Raw genomic sequence first — 16,193 nt, forward strand, 5'->3', positions numbered from 1 at the left:
GGGCACGGTCTCCGTACGGATAGCCTTCCGGCATGAGTGCGCGACCGGCGAAGGGTGGCGGGCGGTGGGTGTCCGTGGTGCCCGAGCGCGTGCACCCGTGGATCGACGGCTTCGCCGACCGGCATGGCCCGTTCGAGGCCGCCGGTGACGAGCGGGTCGTGCGCCTGGTGGCCGCCGACGGGGCGCTGGCGGAGCTGTACGTGCCCTTTCCGCCTCTGCAGGTCGGGCCGCCGTACGTGAGCAGGCTCGTCGCCCACGCGCGGGCAGAGCGGCACGTGGGGGTCATCCTGGTGCGGATGGGCGGTTACGCGGCGGGCCTGTTCCACGGGTCGCGGCTGGTGACGTCCAAGGTCGGGTCGCGGCTGGTCCAGGGACGTACCGCGGCGGGCGGGTGGTCGCAGCAGCGCTTCGCCAGACGCAGGCAGAACCAGGCGGGCCAGGCCTTCGAAGCGGCGGCCGAGACCGTGCTGCGCGTCCTGTCGCCGTGCCAGGGCGAGCTGGACGCGGTCGTGCTCGGCGGCGACCGCAGGGCCGTGGACGCGCTGCGCGCCGACCGGCGCCTGGCCGGCCTGCTGGCGCTGGAGACCGAACCGTTCCTCGTCGTCCCCGACCCGAAGCTCACCGTACTCAAGGACACGCCCGCGCTGTTCCGCGCAGTGCGCATCCGCGTGGTGGACCCACCCGCCACCGACGGGGGCTCGTAAGACCTGAGGCTGACACGCTGAGCGCCTGTCCTTCTCCGTACGGCCGGGTCAGGTCACCGGCTTTCTGGGGCCCAACGGCGCCGGCAAGTCCACCACGATGCGCGCGATCGTGGGCCTCGACCGCCCGAGCGCCGGGACGGCCACCGTCAACGGCCGCCCCTACGCCGAGATCGCCGGGTCGTTGACGATCTCCGGGGCGACGGTCAAGTCGCATATCGGGCGGATCCTTGCCAAGCTTCACCTGCGTGATCGCGTACAGCTCGTGGTTCTCGCGTACGAGAGCGGCATCGTACGCCGTGGGGAGCGATGACGGCCTCGTGATCAGCGATCTGATGCGCGACGGCAAGCGAATTGGTATCTCATCGGCTTGAGTCGATTCAAAAAGATCACGTGTACGGCTATGATGAGGCCCGTTCAACCCCGGAGCGGCCACGTGAGGATCAATGGCGACCACGAACATCAAGGAGGTCGCGCAGCGGGCACGCGTCTCCGTGGGCACCGTGAGCAACGTGCTCAACCGCCCCGAGATCGTCTCCCCCGCCACGCGTGAACGCGTCTTCGACGCGATCCGCGAGCTGGGCTTCGTCCGCAACGAGGTGGCTCGCCACCTGCGGGTCGGCCGCAGCCGCACGGTCGGCCTGATCGTGCTGGACGTGGCCAACCCGTTCTTCGCCGACGTCGCGCAGGGCGCCGACAGCCTGGCCGACGAGCACGACACCATGGTGGTGCTGTGCAACAGCGCCGCCGACCCGGCCCGTGAGCTGCGCCACCTCTACCAGCTCGAACAGCAGCGGGTGATGGGCATCCTGATCACGCCGGTCGACGCGGGCAACCCGCGCCTGGCCGAGCTCGCCGCCAGGGGCACGCCCGTGGTGCTGGTCGACAGCGCCGCCACCGGGCTGCAGTGCTCGGTGGCGGTCGACGACCGGCTCGGCGGTCATATCGCCGGATCGCACCTGATCGAGCGGGGACACCGCAAGATCCTGTTCGTGGGCGGACCGCAGTCGATCAAGCAGGTGGCCGACCGGCACGCGGGCTTCACCAGCGCCGTCACCGAGGCGGGCGACACCGAGCCGGGCGGGGGAGTCGACCCGGGCGGCGGCATGGGGCCGGGTGGTGGCGTCGAGCTGGTCGCCTGGTTCATGCCCGCGCTGAGCGTCGCCAACGGGCGGAGCGCGGGAGAGCGGGTGGCGGCGCTGCCTTCGGGGGAGCGGCCGACGGCCGCCTTCTGCGCCAACGACCTGCTCGCCCTGGGATTCCTGCAGGCCATGGCCGCGCGAGGGCTGCGCGTGCCGGACGACATGGCGATCGTCGGCTACGACGACATCGACTTCGCCGCGGCGGCGACCGTGCCCCTGTCGTCGGTCCGCCAGCCGCGTGAGCTGCTCGGGCGGACGGCCATCGACCTGCTGCTGGAGGAGGTCGCCGAGCCGGAGCTGCACCGGCACCGGCAGGTCATCTTCCAGCCGGACCTGGTGGTCCGGCAGTCCAGCGACCTGCACAGGAGCCCTCATTGACGGAGATCTACCGCAATCCGCTCGCCGGCCCCGGCGACCTGGCCGGGTTCCGGCTGGAAGGGGACGGGGCGACGACGTTCCCCATGGGGCGGATGCGGCTGGAGAGTCTCCGGCCGTCGGCCGACGGGCAGGCGGCGAACGTGGTGCTCTGGTGCCCCGAGGAGCTACCCGCCGACGTGCGGATCGAATGGGACTTCTGGCCGGTCAGGGAGCCGGGGCTGTGCATCATGTTCTTCCATGCCCGCGGCCGGGGTGGCGAGGATCTGTTCAACCCCGGCCTCGCGCCGCGCGGCGGGCCGTACGAGCAGTACCACCACGGCGACATCGACGCCTACCACGTGTCCTACTTCCGCCGGATGTGGTCGTCGGAGCGCGCCCTGCACACCTGCAACCTGCGCAAGAGCCATGGGTTTCACCTGGTCGCGCAGGGTGCCGACCCGCTGCCCGCGGTGCTCGACGCCGACGGTCCGTACGCCATGCGCCTGGACGTCGAGGGCGGCGTGATCACGTTCTCGATTAACGATGTCGTCTCGTTCCGCTGGACGGACGACGGGAGCACGGGTGGCCCTGCGCTGGTGGGCGGCAAGATCGGGTTCCGGCAGATGGCCCCGATGATCGGGGAGTATGCGAATCTGCGGGTTTCTCGTCATTGACTTTGAGTCGATTCAACACTAATTTCGCACCAACCGCCGTTCACTCGTACGAAACGGGCTAGGAACGGCGGCGCAATACTCCACCCCCGTGTCCGCGCACACGCCACGAGAAGGTGGTGCCGGATGAACCATCCCGCCACGTCGATCAGGATTCAAGCCGCCTGCTCAGAGCTGATCTGGGCAGCCCGTCTGAACCTCCTGTGGATCCTGTTCACCCTCGCGGGTGGCGTGATCCTGGGCCTCGGGCCCGCCACCGTAGCCGCTTACACGCTGGCTCGGCGGCATGCCCGGGGTGAATCGATTCAGGCCTGGACCGAATTCTGGACCGTCTACCGGCGGGAGTTCGTCCGTGCCTCGCTGCTGATCCTGCCGGTGGCGGTGCTCGCCACCGTCCTCGTGGGCAACTACCTGTACTTCTCCGCTCTCGGGCCCGGCTCGGGAGCGTTGCGGATCGCGACCCTCCTGGCGCTGGTGGCGCTGGCCGGAGTGGGGTCCTATCTTGGGCCGCTTTACGCGCACTACGACTTGCCGCTCTGGGCTTACGTACCCAAGGCGTCGATGTTAGCGCTCACTCGGCCCGCCTCATCAGTGCTGCTGCTGTTCGCGCTCGCGGCCATCGTCTTCGTGACCTCGGCGGCGCCCGTCCTCGCAGCGGTGATCAGCGTCGGTGCGTGGATCTATCTCAACACGTGGCTCTGCCTGCGTTTCTTCGAGGAGAACGAGGCGCGCCTGCATTCGAAAGGGAACTCATGAGCGCATCTCGTCGACGCCGGCTGGTCGCCGGTGTGTTGACGCTAACGGCTGCTCTTCTCGCGTCCGCCTGCTCCAGCGGCGGCGGGGGAAGCGAGACCGACAGCAGCACGGTGACCATGATGGTCCCGCTGTTCGGTACGGCCCCCGACCCCAAGGGCGAGATGCAGCAGGCGGTCGAGAAGCTCGTCGGCAAGAAGCTCCAGATCACCTGGGTGCCCAACGCCGACTACAACGACAAGACCAACGTCACGCTGGCCTCGGACAAGATGCCGCAGATCATGGTCATCCAGGGTGACAAGACCTCGTCGTTCGTCCGCGCCGCCCAGGCCGGGGCGTTCTGGGACCTGACCGACAAGCTGGACAAGTACCCGAACCTGAAGAACCGGGACGCGCGGACGGTCCGGAACTCCTCCACCAACGGCAAGATCTACGGCCTCTACCGGATCCGTCCCCTGCTCCGCTCGGCCGTCGTGATCAACAAGCAGTGGATGGAGAAGCTCGGGCTGAAGACGCCTGAGACCGTCGACGACCTCTACGACATCGCCAAGGCGTTCACGGAGAAGGACCCCGACGGCAACGGTAAGAAGGACACCTACGGCCTGATCATCCCCAAGTGGCCGTCCCCGCAGTACGGCAGCGCCAGCCCGTACGACGTGATCGAGACCTGGTTCGGTGCCCCGAACGTCTGGGGTGAGCGGGATGGCAAGCTCGTCCCCGGCTTCGACACCCCCGAGTTCATCGAGGCGAACAAGTTCGTCAAGAAGATGGTCGACGAGGGCCTGGTCAACCCCGACTACGCCACCCTCGACTCGGCCAAGTGGAACGACCCGTTCGTCCAGGGCAAGGGCGGCATGATCATCGACGTCAACGTCCGTGGCACCAACCTCCTCGACCTGCTCAAGGAGAAGGACCCCAACGACTTCGACAAGGTCGTCACGGTCGGCAACCTCAAGCGTTCCGACGGCAAGAAATTCTCCTACCCCTTCACCGGCTACAACGGCGTCATCGCCATCCCGAGGCAGAGCGTGCAGACCGAGCAGCAGCTCGACGAGGTGCTGACGGTCCTGGACAAGATGGCCTCCAAGGAGGGCGGGATCCTGCTGAGCAACGGGATCGAGGGCCGCAACTTCAAGGTCCAGGACGGCTCGGCCGCCCGCATCAACCAGGACGACCCCAAGATCAAGGTCGTCCAGCAGGACGTGGAAAAGGCGTTCATCCAGCTCGGCACCACCGCCAGCGTCGGCCTCGGCGCCTACCCGGACCTGTACGCGGACAAGCCGCACCAGGACCAGGTCACGCTGCGCAACAAGCTGGCCGAAGAGGACCTGAAGACCGCCGTGCACAACCCGGCGCTCCCGGTCATGCCGCCCACCGCCATCGCCAAGGGCCAGACCCTCGACCCGATCATCACCGACGCCCGGATCAAGTTCATCTCCGGCGCGATCGACGAGGCGGGGCTGAAGGCCGAGATCAAGCGCTGGTACGACAACGGCGGCACCCAGATCGCCGCCGAGACCAACGACCTGGTCTCCAAGCTCGGCAACTGACCTCGCCCGAGGGGCCCGGGACATTCCCGGGCCCCTTCTGTGAAAGGAGGTGGCTGTGGCCACCGACCTGGCGCCGCCTCCCACGAGGGCGGCCACCAAACCCGGGCGCCGCCGCGAGAGGCTGACGTTCCGCACCGCCCTGCTGCGTTACCGCTGGCTGTACCTGATGCTGCTGCCCGGTCTCGCGTACTTCATCGTCTTCAAGTACCTGCCGATGTACGGCGTGACCATCGCCTTCCAGGACTTCCTGCCGTTCCTCGGCTACTCCGGCAGCCCGTGGGTCGGCTTCAAGCACTTCGAGGAACTGTTCAACGGGCCGGACTTCGGCCGCCTGATGTTCAACACGCTCATCCTGGCGCTGCTGACGGCGGTCTTCGTCTTCCCCGCGCCGATCATCGTCGCGCTCATGCTGAACGAGCTGCGGCACAGCGTGCTCAAGCGGTCGATCCAGTCGCTGGTCTACATTCCGCACTTCCTGTCCTGGACGATCGTCGCCTCGCTGACGTACCTGCTGTTCTCCGTGGACTTCGGGGTGATCGCCACTTTCTTCCACGAGTTGCTCGGCGGCAAGAAGATCGACTACGTGGCCCAGCCTGACTGGTTCCGGCCGATCATCGTCTTCCAGCTGCTGTGGAAGCAGACCGGCTGGGGCACGATCATCTACCTGGCCGCGCTGGCGGGCGTGAACACCGACCTGTACGAGGCGGCCCGCATGGACGGCGCCGGGCGCTTCCGGCAGTTCTGGCACATCACGCTGCCCGCGATCCGGCCCACGATCGTGGTGATGGCCGTCCTGACCTCGGGTCACCTGCTCGATACCGGTTTCGAGCAGATCTGGCTGATGACCGGCGCGCTGAACCGCTCGTCGGCGGACGTGTTCGACACCTTCGTCTACTACATGGGCATCACCCAGGGCGCCTTCAGCTACTCCACGGCCGTCGGCCTGTTCAAGGGACTGGTGGGCGTCCTCCTGATCTTCGGCTCCAACTGGCTGGCCAAGCGCCTCGGCCAGCGTGGACTGTTCTAAGGAGCGCTTGTATGCCCAACCAGTCGACCACACACCAGCACACGCTCGGCAGCCGCGTGTTCGACGTGCTCAACATCGCCCTGCTGTCGTTCCTGGCGCTGATCACGATCCTGCCGCTGATGTACGTGCTGGCCGGGTCGTTCGCCTCGGAGGCGGAGATCGCCTCACGGCCGTTCTTCCTGTGGCCGGAGAAGTTCGTCACCACCACCTACGAGTACATCTTCGACTCGGGCACGTTCGTCCGGGCGCTGCTCACCACGATCTGCGTGACGGCGGTGGGCACGGTGGTGCAGGTGCTGCTGACGTTCACGATGGCCTACCCGCTGGCCAAGCGGTACCTGCCGGGACGGACGCTGGTCCTCAACCTGGTCATCTTCACGCTCGTCTTCACCGGCGGCATGATCCCCACCTATCTGGTGGTGCGGGACCTGGGGATGCTCGACAGCTACTGGGCGCTGATCCTGCCGCTGGCGATCAACCCCTTCTATCTGATCATCGTGAAGAGCTTCTTCCAGGAGCTGCCGCAGGCGCTGGAGGAGGCGGCGCGCATCGACGGCTGCAACGAGATGGGCGTCTTCTTCAAGATCGTGCTGCCGCTCTCGAAGCCGATCATCGCGACGTTCTCGCTGTTCTACGCGGTGGGCATCTGGAACGACTACATGTCGCCGCTGCTGTACATCGACGACTCCAAGAAGTGGACGCTCCAGGTGCTCGTCAGGCAGCTGACCAGCCCCGACGCCCAGAACGCGATGGCCATGCTGGAGTCGGTGTTCTTCCCCACCCAGGGACTGAAGTTCGCGGTGGTCGTCATCGCGACGCTGCCGATCCTGCTGTTCTACCCGTTCCTGCAGAAGCACTTCTCCAAGGGTGTGCTGCTCGGGTCGGTCAAGGAGTGACCCGTACGGTCCTGCTGGCGGGTGACTCGACCGTCGCCTCCTGCCCGGCGGCCGAGGCGCCCATGTCGGGGTGGGGCGCGCAGCTCGCGGCCCACACCGGCGGCCCGGTGCGCAACTTCGCCAAGGGCGGCGCCACCACCGCGAGCCACCGGGCCGAGGGGCTGTGGGCGGCGCTGCTGCTGGAGGTCACCCCCGGCGACGTCGTGGTGATCCAGTTCGGGCACAACGACCAGAAGGAACCCGGCCTGCCGTACCGGGAGAATCTCCGCCTCTTCGCCGAGGAGGCGCGGCGGGCGGGCGCGCTGCCGGTGTTGTGCACGCCGGTGCAGCGGCGCAGGTTCGACGGCGACCGGCTGGTGCCGACCCATGGCGGCTGTCCCGGCCAGGTGCGCGAGCTGGCGGCGGCCGAGGGCCTGCCGCTGATCGACCTGACCGTCGCGACCACCGAGCTGTACGAGCGGCTCGGACCCGAGGGCTCCAAGGCCCTGTTCACCCATTTCGCGCCCGGCGAGCACCCGCTCTATCCCGACGGCGTGGCCGACGACACCCACTTCTGCTTCCGCGGCGCCGACGAGGTGGCGGTGATGGTCGCCGAGCGACTCAAGGAGATCTTTTGACGACGCTGAACTGGCTGGACCACCCCAAGGAGCAGGGCGTGACCTGGGGAGTGCCGTGGCCGAGGGGCGCCGTCGAGCGGACGGCGCCGTTCGCGCTCACCGATCCCGAGGGCCGTGGGGTGCCGGTGCAGAGCTGGGTGACGGCCACCTGGCCGGACGGGTCGGTCAAGTGGTCGGCGCACGCGATCGGGCCGCAGCGCGAACCCGCCGCGTCGTACGAGCTCACGAAGGAGCGACCGGCCGCCGTGCCGGAGCGGCCCGTCACCGTCGTCCACGAGGACGGTGCGCTGCGGGTGAGCACGGGCCCCGTCACCTGGACGATCGAGGAGACGGGGGACACGCTGGCGCGCTCCGTCTCCCACGGCTCCCGCGAGATCGCCAGGGACGTCCGCCTGATCAGCCTCCACCAGGACGGCCCCACCCCGGACGACGCCGGCACCGTCACCCGCGAGCAGGCCACGGGGATCGTCCGCGAGGTCACCGTCGAGCAGGACGGCCCCGTCCGGGCCGTGATCCGGCTGACGGGCGATCACGGCGGCCGGCTGCCGTTCACCGTCCGCCTGTACTTCTACGCGGGCGCCGAGGACGTGCGCGTCATGCACACGTTCGTCTGGGACGGCGACCCGGAGCGGGACTTCCTGGCCGGGCTCGGCCTGCGCGCCGACGTGGTCATGCGCGACGAGCTCCACGACCGCCACGTGCGGCTGGCCGGACAGGACGGCTTCCTCACCGAGGCCGTACGCGGCCTGACCGGGCTGCGCCGCGACCCGGGCGAGGCCGTACGGCGGGCCCAGGTCGAAGGCCGGCCGTGCGGCCCGATCGGCAACCCCGAGGTGGCGAACCGCCTGCACCTCATCCCCGCGTGGAACGACCACACCCTCGACCAGACCTCGGCCGACGGCTTCACCCTGCGCAAACGCACCGCCGACGGCCACGCCTGGGTGACCGTCCCGTCGGGCACCCGCTCGGCCGGGTACGGCTACCTCGGCGGCGCGAGCGGCGGCCTCGGCTTCGGCCTGCGCGACTTCTGGCGGCTGCACCCGACCCGGCTCGACATCAGGGGCGCCGCCACCGGCCTGGCCACCGCGACCGTCTGGCTCTGGTCGCCCTCCGCGCCCGCCATGGACCTGCGCTTCTACCACGACGGCATGGGCCAGGACACCTTCGCCGAGCAGCTGGAGGGCCTGGAGATCACCTACGAGGACTACGAGCCGGGCTTCGGCGACGCCCACGGCATCGCCCGTACCCACGAACTCACGCTGCGCGTCCACGACGCGACGCCGTCGTCGGCGGCCCTGGCCGGGCACGCGGCCGCGATGAACGAGCCGGCGCTGCTGACCGCCGCCCCGGAACGCGTCCGCGAGGCGGGCGTGTTCGGCGACTGGGCGCTGCCCGACCGCGCCACGCCCGCCCATGCCGCGATCGAGGATCGGCTGGACCTGCTGTTCGACTTCTACCGGCGCGAGCGGGAGCAGCGCAGGTGGTACGGGTTCTGGGACTACGGCGACGTGATGCACACCTACGACGCCGACCGGCACACCTGGCGCTACGACGTCGGCGGCTACGCGTGGGACAACTCCGAGCTCTCGCCCGACCTGTGGCTCTGGTACCAGTATCTGCGCACGGGACGGGCCGACGTCTTCCGCTTCGCCGAGGCCATGACCCGTCACACCGGCGAGGTCGACGTCTATCATCTCGGCCGCTGGAAGGGCCTGGGCACCAGGCACAACGTGCAGCACTGGGGATGCAGCGCCAAGCAGCTGCGCATCTCCAACGCCGCCTACCGGCGCTTCTTCTACTACCTGACCGCCGACGAGCGCACCGGCGACCTGCTCGACGAGCTGGCCAGGCCCGAGGAGACGTTCCTCGCGATCGACCCCACGCGCAAGGTGCGCGAGGACGTCTACACCCCCGACCCGTCCGCCCTGGCGGTCGGGCTCGGCACCGACTGGGGTTCGCTCGTGGCGGCCTGGCTCACCCGGTGGGAGCGCCACGGCGACGAGCACGCCAAGGACCGGCTGCTGGGCACGATGGCCAGCATCGGCGCGCTGCCACGGGGGTTTCTGACCGGCGAGGCCCGCCTGGACCTGGCCACGGGCCGGTTCGACACCTCCCGCGACCAGATCTCCGTCTCCCACCTGTCGTCGGTCTTCGGGCTGCCCGAGATGTGTTCCGAGCTCATCTCGCTCGGCCTGGACGTGCCCGGGTTCGAGCGGGCCTGGCTGGACTACTGCCGGCTCTACCTCGCCCCCGCCGAGCAGCAGGCCGCCGAGGTGGGCCACCCGCTGAGCGGCATCTCGCTGGTGCAGGCGCACAGCCGCCTCACCGCGTACGCCGCCGTCCGCTCGGGCGACGCCGGGCTGGCCGCTCTGGCCTGGCGCAAGTTCTTCCTCGACGAGGGCGACCAGCTCAACCGCAACCCCTTGCAGCGCGAGCCGGACTGGCGTCTAACCCGCGTCGAGGAGCCGCACGTCCTGGCGCACGTGCTGGAGGCGCCGTTCGTCTCCACCAACGACGCCGCCCAGTACGGCCTGGCCGCGATCCAGAACCTGGCGCTGATCGGCGACCACCTGCCGACGGATTAAGCAGAGGTGGGGCTCCCGGCGGGGGCCCTACACTGATCTGTATGCACACTCCCGATTGACCGGCGTCGCCACGCCCAACTCTTCTTACCCCTAGCTCGGGAGTGTTCCGTCAATCATGATCATCGCCAGTGACATCGAGCTGCGCGCGGGTGCGCGCCTGCTCATAGAGAACGCCTCCTTCCGGGTCAATCCCGGCGACAAGATCGGCCTCGTCGGCCGCAACGGCGCGGGCAAGACCACGCTGACCAAGGTGCTGGCCGGCGAGGGGATGCCCGCCGCCGGCACCGTCACCACCAGCGGCAGCGTCGGCTACCTGCCGCAGGACCCGCGCACCGGCGACCTGCAGGTGCTCGCCCGCGACCGCATCCTGTCGGCGAGAGGGCTCGACGAGGTGCTGCGCAAGCTGCGCGAGGCCGAGGTCGGCATGTCCTCCGCCGACGTGCGCACCCGCGACAAGGCCGTCCGGCAGTACGGCAGGCTCGAAGACCAGATGCACGTGCTCGGCGGCTACGCGGCCGAGTCCGAGGCCGCCTCCATCGCCTCCAGTCTCGGCCTGCCCGACCGGGTGCTCGGACAGCCACTGAAAACGCTTTCAGGCGGCCAGCGAAGGCGTGTGGAATTGGCACGCATTCTTTTCAGCGGAGCGGAAACTCTCCTTCTCGACGAGCCGACAAACCACCTAGATGCGGACTCAATCGGGTGGCTTCGTGATTTTTTGCGATCGCATCAGGGCGGCTTGGTGATCATCAGTCACGACGTGGGCCTTCTTGAAGCGACGGTCAACAAGGTGCTGCACCTGGACGCCAACCGCAGTGTGATCGACCACTACAACGTCGGCTGGAAAGCCTATCTGGCTCAGCGCGAGACCGACGAGAAGCGCAGGAAGCGCGAGCGGGCCAACGCCGAGAAGCAGGCGGGCGCGCTGCTCTCGCAGGCCGACAAGATGCGGGCCAAGGCCACCAAGGCCAAGGCCGCCCAGGACATGATGCGCCGCGCGCACCGGCTGCTGGCCGGCACGGAGGAGGAGCGCCAGAGCGACAAGGTCGCCAAGCTGCGCTTCCCCGACCCGCTGCCCTGCGGGCGCACGCCCCTGACGGGTGCGGGCCTGTCCAAGACGTACGGCTCGCTGGAGGTCTTCACCGACATCGACGTGGCCATCGACCGAGGTCACCGAGTCGTGATCCTCGGACTCAACGGCGCGGGCAAGACCACGTTGCTGAGGATCCTGGGCGGGGTCGAACAACCCGACAGCGGCGAGATCAGGCCCGGCCACGGCCTCAAGGTCGGCTATTACGCCCAGGAGCACGAGACTCTCGAGGCCGACAGGACCCTCCTGGAGAACATGCGCTCGGCCGGTGGCGAGTTCACCGACACCGAGTTGCGCAAGGTGCTCGGCTCCTTCCTGTTCTCCGGCGACGACGCCGACAAGCCGGCGGGTGTGCTGTCCGGCGGCGAGAAGACCCGGCTGGCACTGGCCATGCTGGTCCTCTCGAGTGCGAACGTACTTCTGCTCGATGAGCCCACGAACAACCTAGATCCAGTCAGCCGCGAGCAAGTTCTGAACGCTCTGAGGTCGTATTCAGGAGCAATCGTCCTGGTTACCCATGACGAGGGTGCCGTTGACGCCCTGTCACCGGATAGGGTGATCTTGCTACCAGACGGAACTGAAGACGCATGGAGCGAAGAATTTTCCGATCTTGTGGCACTTGCCTGATCTTAATTTGGGTGGGTACGGATCTTTTCCCGTGGAGTAGGTAGCCGATCCCGCTGAAATGACTGATCATGGCGGAGTAACGCTGCGGAAGTCCGGCACTACAGGAGGTACTCGTGGCCGAGACACTGAAGAAGGGCACCCGGGTCACCGGGGCCGATCGTGAAAAACTGGCCGGCGATCTTAAGAAGCGCTACGCCGCGGGCGAGAGCATCCGCGCCCTGGCCGCTTCGACCGGTCGGTCATACGGGTTCATCCACCGCATCCTGAGCGAGTCCGGTGTGACTCTGCGCGGGCGCGGGGGAGCGACCCGAGGCAAGTCCAAGCGCTGACGGCCGCCTCGGTACGTGCGACCGCAGCCGCTCGTCCCAAGTCAGCCGCCGTCGCGCCCGAGCCAGAATCATATTCTATAGGCTCGGGCGCGACGGCTAAGGCGAAGGAGGGAGCGGGCGATGGCGGAAGCGAAGGCGCCACAGCGCGGGGGGTACACGGAGGAAGTCTCTGCCGAACGGCTGGCGGAGATCGGACTCCGGTTCGAGGTGGACGGTGAGATCGCGACGATCGCGCTGGATCGGCCCAGTAAGCGCAACGCACAGACGTTCGCGACCTGGGCGGCACTGGCTGACATCGGGGGCAACCTGCCTGAGCAGGTGCGCATCGTCGTCGTGAAAGGTGAGGGACCGTCCTTCTCGGCAGGCATCGACCTGCAGATGTTCACGCCTGAGGGAGTGCCCGGACAGGGCTCGTTCAGCGCGGCGGCACGACTCGACACCACAGCGTTCGAGCAGCGCATTAGGACATTCCAACAGGGATTCCTTTGGCTTCGCCGACCAGAGATCGTCTCCATCGCGGCCGTACAGGGACACGCGATCGGCGCGGGATTCCAGCTCGCGCTCGCCTGCGACCTGCGCATCGTGGCCGACGACGTTAAGTTCTGCATGAAAGAGCCCGCAATGGGGCTGGTGCCCGATCTGACCGGCACCAAGCCACTGGTCGAGCTGGTGGGCCTGGCCAAGGCGATCGACATCTGCCTGACCGCCAGGACCGTCGAGGCCGACGAGGCCATGCGCATCGGCCTCGCCGAACGTGTGGTCGCACCGGGCGACCTGGCGGGGGCCGTACAAGACAAGATCGCGGAGCTGCTGTCGACCAACCGGGACGCGGCGGCGGCGACCAAGCGACTCCTCCAGGGGGCGCAGGCGCGCACCCTGGAGGAGCAGAGCGCCGCGGAAGGGGCCGAGCAGGCACAGCGCCTCAAAGCGCTGTTCGGCTGAGCCGCTTCCGCCCTGGGTGGTGGGGTTTTACGCGCTGAGCTGACCCGGGAATCGCACGGCCTTCCCGAACGCTGAGCCGGGGGAGGAGGACCCCCGAATGGCGATGATGGGAGGGGGCTTCGGCCCCCAGGTGTGGGCGTCGCTGCGGCGCGACGGCTCCGTGACCGAGCAGCGGCTCACACCCGGCACGGTCCGGCGCATCGCGCGCTACGCACGGCCGTATACCGGGCAGATCACCGCGTTCCTGCTGCTGGTGATAGCGGGCGCGGTCATCGTGATCGCCAACCCGCTGCTGATGAAGGCGATCATCGATGACGGCATCCTGCCCAGGCGGAGCGGCGTCGTGGTCGGCCTGGCCGTGGCGATCGCCGCGCTCGCGCTGGTCGACGCGGGTCTGACGCTCGTGCAGCGCTGGTTCTCCGCGCGCATCGGCGAAGGGCTGATCTACGACCTGCGCACGCAGGTGTTCGACCACGTGCAGCGCATGCCGGTCGCGTTCTTCATGCGCGCGCAGACCGGCGCGCTGGTCAGCCGGCTCAACAGCGACGTGATCGGCGCCCAGCGCGCCGTGACCAGCACGCTGTCGTCGGTCGTCAGCAACGTGATCAGCCTGATCCTGGTGCTGGGCGCGATGCTGGTGCTGTCATGGCAGGTGACGCTGGTCGCGCTGGTGCTGCTGCCGATCTTCATCGTGCCCGCCAAGTGGGTCGGGCGGCGCATGTCCACGCTGACCCGCGAGCAGATGCAGCTCGACGCCGAGATGAGCTCGGTCACCACCGAGCGCTTCAACGTGGCGGGCGCGATGGTGGCCAAGCTGTACGGCCGGCCCGAGGACGACGCCGCCGTCTACAGCTCCCGCGCCGCCCGGGTGCGCGACGTGGGCGTGACGGTCGGGATGTACGGCACGGTGTTCCGGGTGGCGCTCGGCCTGGTCGCGGCGCTGGCCACCGCGCTGGTCTACGGCATCGGCGGCGTGCTGGCCGTCGGCGGCGCCTTCGAGCTGGGCACGCTGGTGGCCCTGGCCGCGCTGCTGATGCGGTTGTACGGCCCCCTCACCTCGCTGTCCAACGTGCAGGTGGACGTGATGACCGCGCTCGTCAGCTTCGACCGGGTCTTCGAGATCCTCGACCTCAAGCCCATGGTGTCGCAGAAGCCCGGCGCGAAGCCGCTGCCGGACGGGCCGGTGACGATCGAGTTCGACGGCGTCCACTTCCGCTACCCGGCGGCCGAGGAGGTGTCGCTGGCCTCGCTGGAGTCGGTGGCCAGGCAGGACACGGGCCCGTCCCAGCCGGTGCTGCGCGGCGTGTCGTTCACGGCCGGCCCCGGCCGGCTCATCGCCCTGGTCGGCCCCTCGGGGGCGGGCAAGACCACGATCACCTCGCTGGTCTCCCGGCTCTACGACGTCAACGAGGGCGCGGTCCGGATCAACGGGCTCGACGTGCGCGACGCCACGCTCGCCTCGCTGCGCGACACCGTGGGCGTGGTCATGCAGGACGCTCATCTCTTCCATGACACGATCGGGGCCAACCTCCGTTACGCCAGGCCAGAGGCGAGTGACGAGGAGATCTGGGACGCTCTCAGGGCCGCGCAGATAGGCGACCTCATCGAGGGGCTGCCCGACGGGCTGGACACCGTCGTGGGCGACCGCGGCTACCGGCTGTCCGGCGGCGAGAAGCAGCGGCTGGCGCTGGCCAGGCTGCTGCTGAAGGCGCCGCGCGTGGTGGTGCTCGACGAGGCCACCGCCCATCTCGACTCGGAGTCGGAGGCGGCCGTGCAGCAGGCGCTGAAGACCGCGCTGGCCGGCCGCACCTCGCTGGTGATCGCGCACCGCCTGTCGACGATCAGGGAGGCCGACGAGATCCTCGTCGTGCAGGACGGCCGCATCGCCGAGCGGGGCGGCCACGAGGAGCTGCTGGCGCGCGGCGGGCTCTACGCCGAGCTCTACCGCACCCAGTTCAGCTCTTCAAATAGCCCAGCCGCGTGAGCTCCTGCCTGGCGACCTTCTCCACCAGCGTGAGGTCGCCGGGCCGCAGGCGGGTGCGCCAGGAGCCGACCTCGGAGACCCGCGGGCCGTACAAGCCGATCTTGGAGACGCGCGTCTCCAAGAACTCCGTCAGCGCCGCCACCGGCTCCGCCGGCTTCTGCACGAGGTCCTCGTAGCGCAGCGTGAGCAGCTGGCCAGTAGGCAGTTCCTTGCGCAGCGTGGCGCTGAGCCGTACGGCGCTGCGCCAGCGCAGGGCGCTCTTGCCCGCGGCCGGCATGCCCTTCCACCGGTCGCGGTGCTCGTCGCGGTTGACGCCGAGGAAGGGATTGGGGAACTCGGTCTCCTCCGACAGCATCACCGGCTTGAACCAGGCCAGGCAGGCCGGATCGTCGAGCATGTCGGCGACCACGTCGCGGCCGTCGCGGATGAGCTGCACGAACCGGGCGTCGGGGAAGGCCTGGAGCAGCACGGGAGCGCTGTAGATCAGGTCGGGACTGCCGTCGCCGAACCTGGTCACCTCGCTCGTCGCCACGCACGGGCCCATGCCCGTGACGCCGCCGGCCTCCCTGCACGGCTCGGAGCACTGGCCGCACGATCGGGGCAGCACCTGCCACGACTCGGCGAGCGCGTCACGCAGCACGCGTACGGCCCCCGACGTCTGGCCGATCGACGGCTTGCGGGCGAAGGCGTAGACCACGTGCGCGACGGACGCCCGGCCCATCGTCACGTGGAAGCCGGGGGAGCGTTTCAGGGCGCGGGCGAGCAGGTCCGCGCCGGAGTGCGGAGCACCGAGCAGGAAGACCGGCCTGCGGACCTTGATGCCGTTGACCACGAGGATGTGGGGCGGAAGTCGCATACGAGAGGTAAGTGTGACACCGTTTGGCGGGTGAAAAAGCCAACGTCGGCGTCGGTCCTCGTCAAGGAG

Annotated in this window: 15 protein-coding genes; 14 read left to right on the forward strand and 1 reads right to left on the reverse strand. The window is 68.8% G+C overall.

The genetic code is table 11. The features are described from left to right. Nucleotides 1–32: 32 nt before the first annotated feature. From KLK06_RS16140 to KLK06_RS16205, 14 genes are all read left to right on the forward strand, one after another. Nucleotides 33–704, forward strand: a complete 672-nt coding sequence (locus tag KLK06_RS16140) for an acVLRF1 family peptidyl-tRNA hydrolase (protein WP_214636295.1) — start codon at nt 33–35, stop codon at nt 702–704. A gap of 25 nt (nt 705–729) precedes the next feature. After that, entirely contained in the window at nt 730–1,014 is a 285-nt protein-coding gene (locus KLK06_RS16145; protein ID WP_214636815.1) for an ATP-binding cassette domain-containing protein, read from the forward strand. 133 nt (nt 1,015–1,147) lie between these two features. Further along, nucleotides 1,148–2,221, forward strand: a complete 1,074-nt coding sequence (locus tag KLK06_RS16150; protein WP_214636296.1) for a LacI family DNA-binding transcriptional regulator — start codon at nt 1,148–1,150, stop codon at nt 2,219–2,221. Next, the gene (locus KLK06_RS16155; RefSeq protein WP_214636297.1) at nt 2,218–2,874 is read left to right on the forward strand and encodes a DUF1961 family protein; all 657 of its coding nucleotides are present in this window, start codon (nt 2,218–2,220) and stop codon (nt 2,872–2,874) included. Before KLK06_RS16150 ends, KLK06_RS16155 begins: the two co-directional genes overlap by 4 nt. 123 nt (nt 2,875–2,997) lie before the next feature. After that, nucleotides 2,998–3,627, forward strand: coding sequence for a YesL family protein (locus KLK06_RS16160; RefSeq protein ID WP_250905535.1), 630 nt, complete (start codon nt 2,998–3,000; stop codon nt 3,625–3,627). Further along, nucleotides 3,624–5,174 (forward strand): extracellular solute-binding protein, encoded by a 1,551-nt coding sequence (locus KLK06_RS16165; protein ID WP_250905536.1) that lies wholly within the window; start codon nt 3,624–3,626, stop codon nt 5,172–5,174. Before KLK06_RS16160 ends, KLK06_RS16165 begins: the two co-directional genes overlap by 4 nt. Nucleotides 5,175–5,229: 55 nt before the next feature. After that, a complete protein-coding gene (locus tag KLK06_RS16170; protein WP_308168280.1) occupies nt 5,230–6,201 on the forward strand; it encodes an ABC transporter permease subunit in 972 nt (323 codons plus the stop codon). A gap of 11 nt (nt 6,202–6,212) precedes the next feature. Next, nucleotides 6,213–7,097 (forward strand): carbohydrate ABC transporter permease, encoded by an 885-nt coding sequence (locus tag KLK06_RS16175; RefSeq protein ID WP_214636298.1) that lies wholly within the window; start codon nt 6,213–6,215, stop codon nt 7,095–7,097. Further along, nucleotides 7,094–7,714, forward strand: a complete 621-nt coding sequence (locus tag KLK06_RS16180; protein WP_214636299.1) for a rhamnogalacturonan acetylesterase — start codon at nt 7,094–7,096, stop codon at nt 7,712–7,714. The genes KLK06_RS16175 and KLK06_RS16180 overlap by 4 nt, the downstream gene beginning before the upstream one ends. Next, a complete protein-coding gene (locus KLK06_RS16185; RefSeq protein ID WP_214636300.1) occupies nt 7,711–10,299 on the forward strand; it encodes a Tat pathway signal sequence domain protein in 2,589 nt (862 codons plus the stop codon). The genes KLK06_RS16180 and KLK06_RS16185 overlap by 4 nt, the downstream gene beginning before the upstream one ends. 115 nt (nt 10,300–10,414) lie before the next feature. Continuing rightward, nucleotides 10,415–12,013 (forward strand): ABC-F family ATP-binding cassette domain-containing protein, encoded by a 1,599-nt coding sequence (locus KLK06_RS16190; RefSeq protein WP_214636301.1) that lies wholly within the window; start codon nt 10,415–10,417, stop codon nt 12,011–12,013. 113 nt (nt 12,014–12,126) lie between these two features. Next, nucleotides 12,127–12,342, forward strand: a complete 216-nt coding sequence (locus KLK06_RS16195) for a helix-turn-helix domain-containing protein (RefSeq protein WP_020547488.1) — start codon at nt 12,127–12,129, stop codon at nt 12,340–12,342. Between the two features lie 120 nt (nt 12,343–12,462). Then, the gene (locus KLK06_RS16200; RefSeq protein ID WP_214636302.1) at nt 12,463–13,284 is read left to right on the forward strand and encodes an enoyl-CoA hydratase/isomerase family protein; all 822 of its coding nucleotides are present in this window, start codon (nt 12,463–12,465) and stop codon (nt 13,282–13,284) included. 97 nt (nt 13,285–13,381) lie between these two features. Beyond that, nucleotides 13,382–15,268: an ABC transporter ATP-binding protein gene (locus KLK06_RS16205; protein ID WP_214636303.1), complete on the forward strand. Its 1,887-nt coding sequence runs from the start codon at nt 13,382–13,384 to the stop codon at nt 15,266–15,268. Here KLK06_RS16205 and KLK06_RS16210 read toward each other — a convergent pair. Further along, on the reverse strand, nt 15,240–16,124 hold the full coding sequence (locus tag KLK06_RS16210; protein WP_214636304.1) for a sulfotransferase: 885 nt from the start codon (nt 16,122–16,124) through the stop codon (nt 15,240–15,242). The genes KLK06_RS16205 and KLK06_RS16210 overlap by 29 nt on opposite strands. Nucleotides 16,125–16,193: the final 69 nt, after the last annotated feature.

The sequence above is a fragment of the Nonomuraea sp. NEAU-A123 genome (genome assembly GCF_018603905.1).
In the GTDB taxonomy this organism is placed as follows: domain Bacteria; phylum Actinomycetota; class Actinomycetes; order Streptosporangiales; family Streptosporangiaceae; genus Nonomuraea.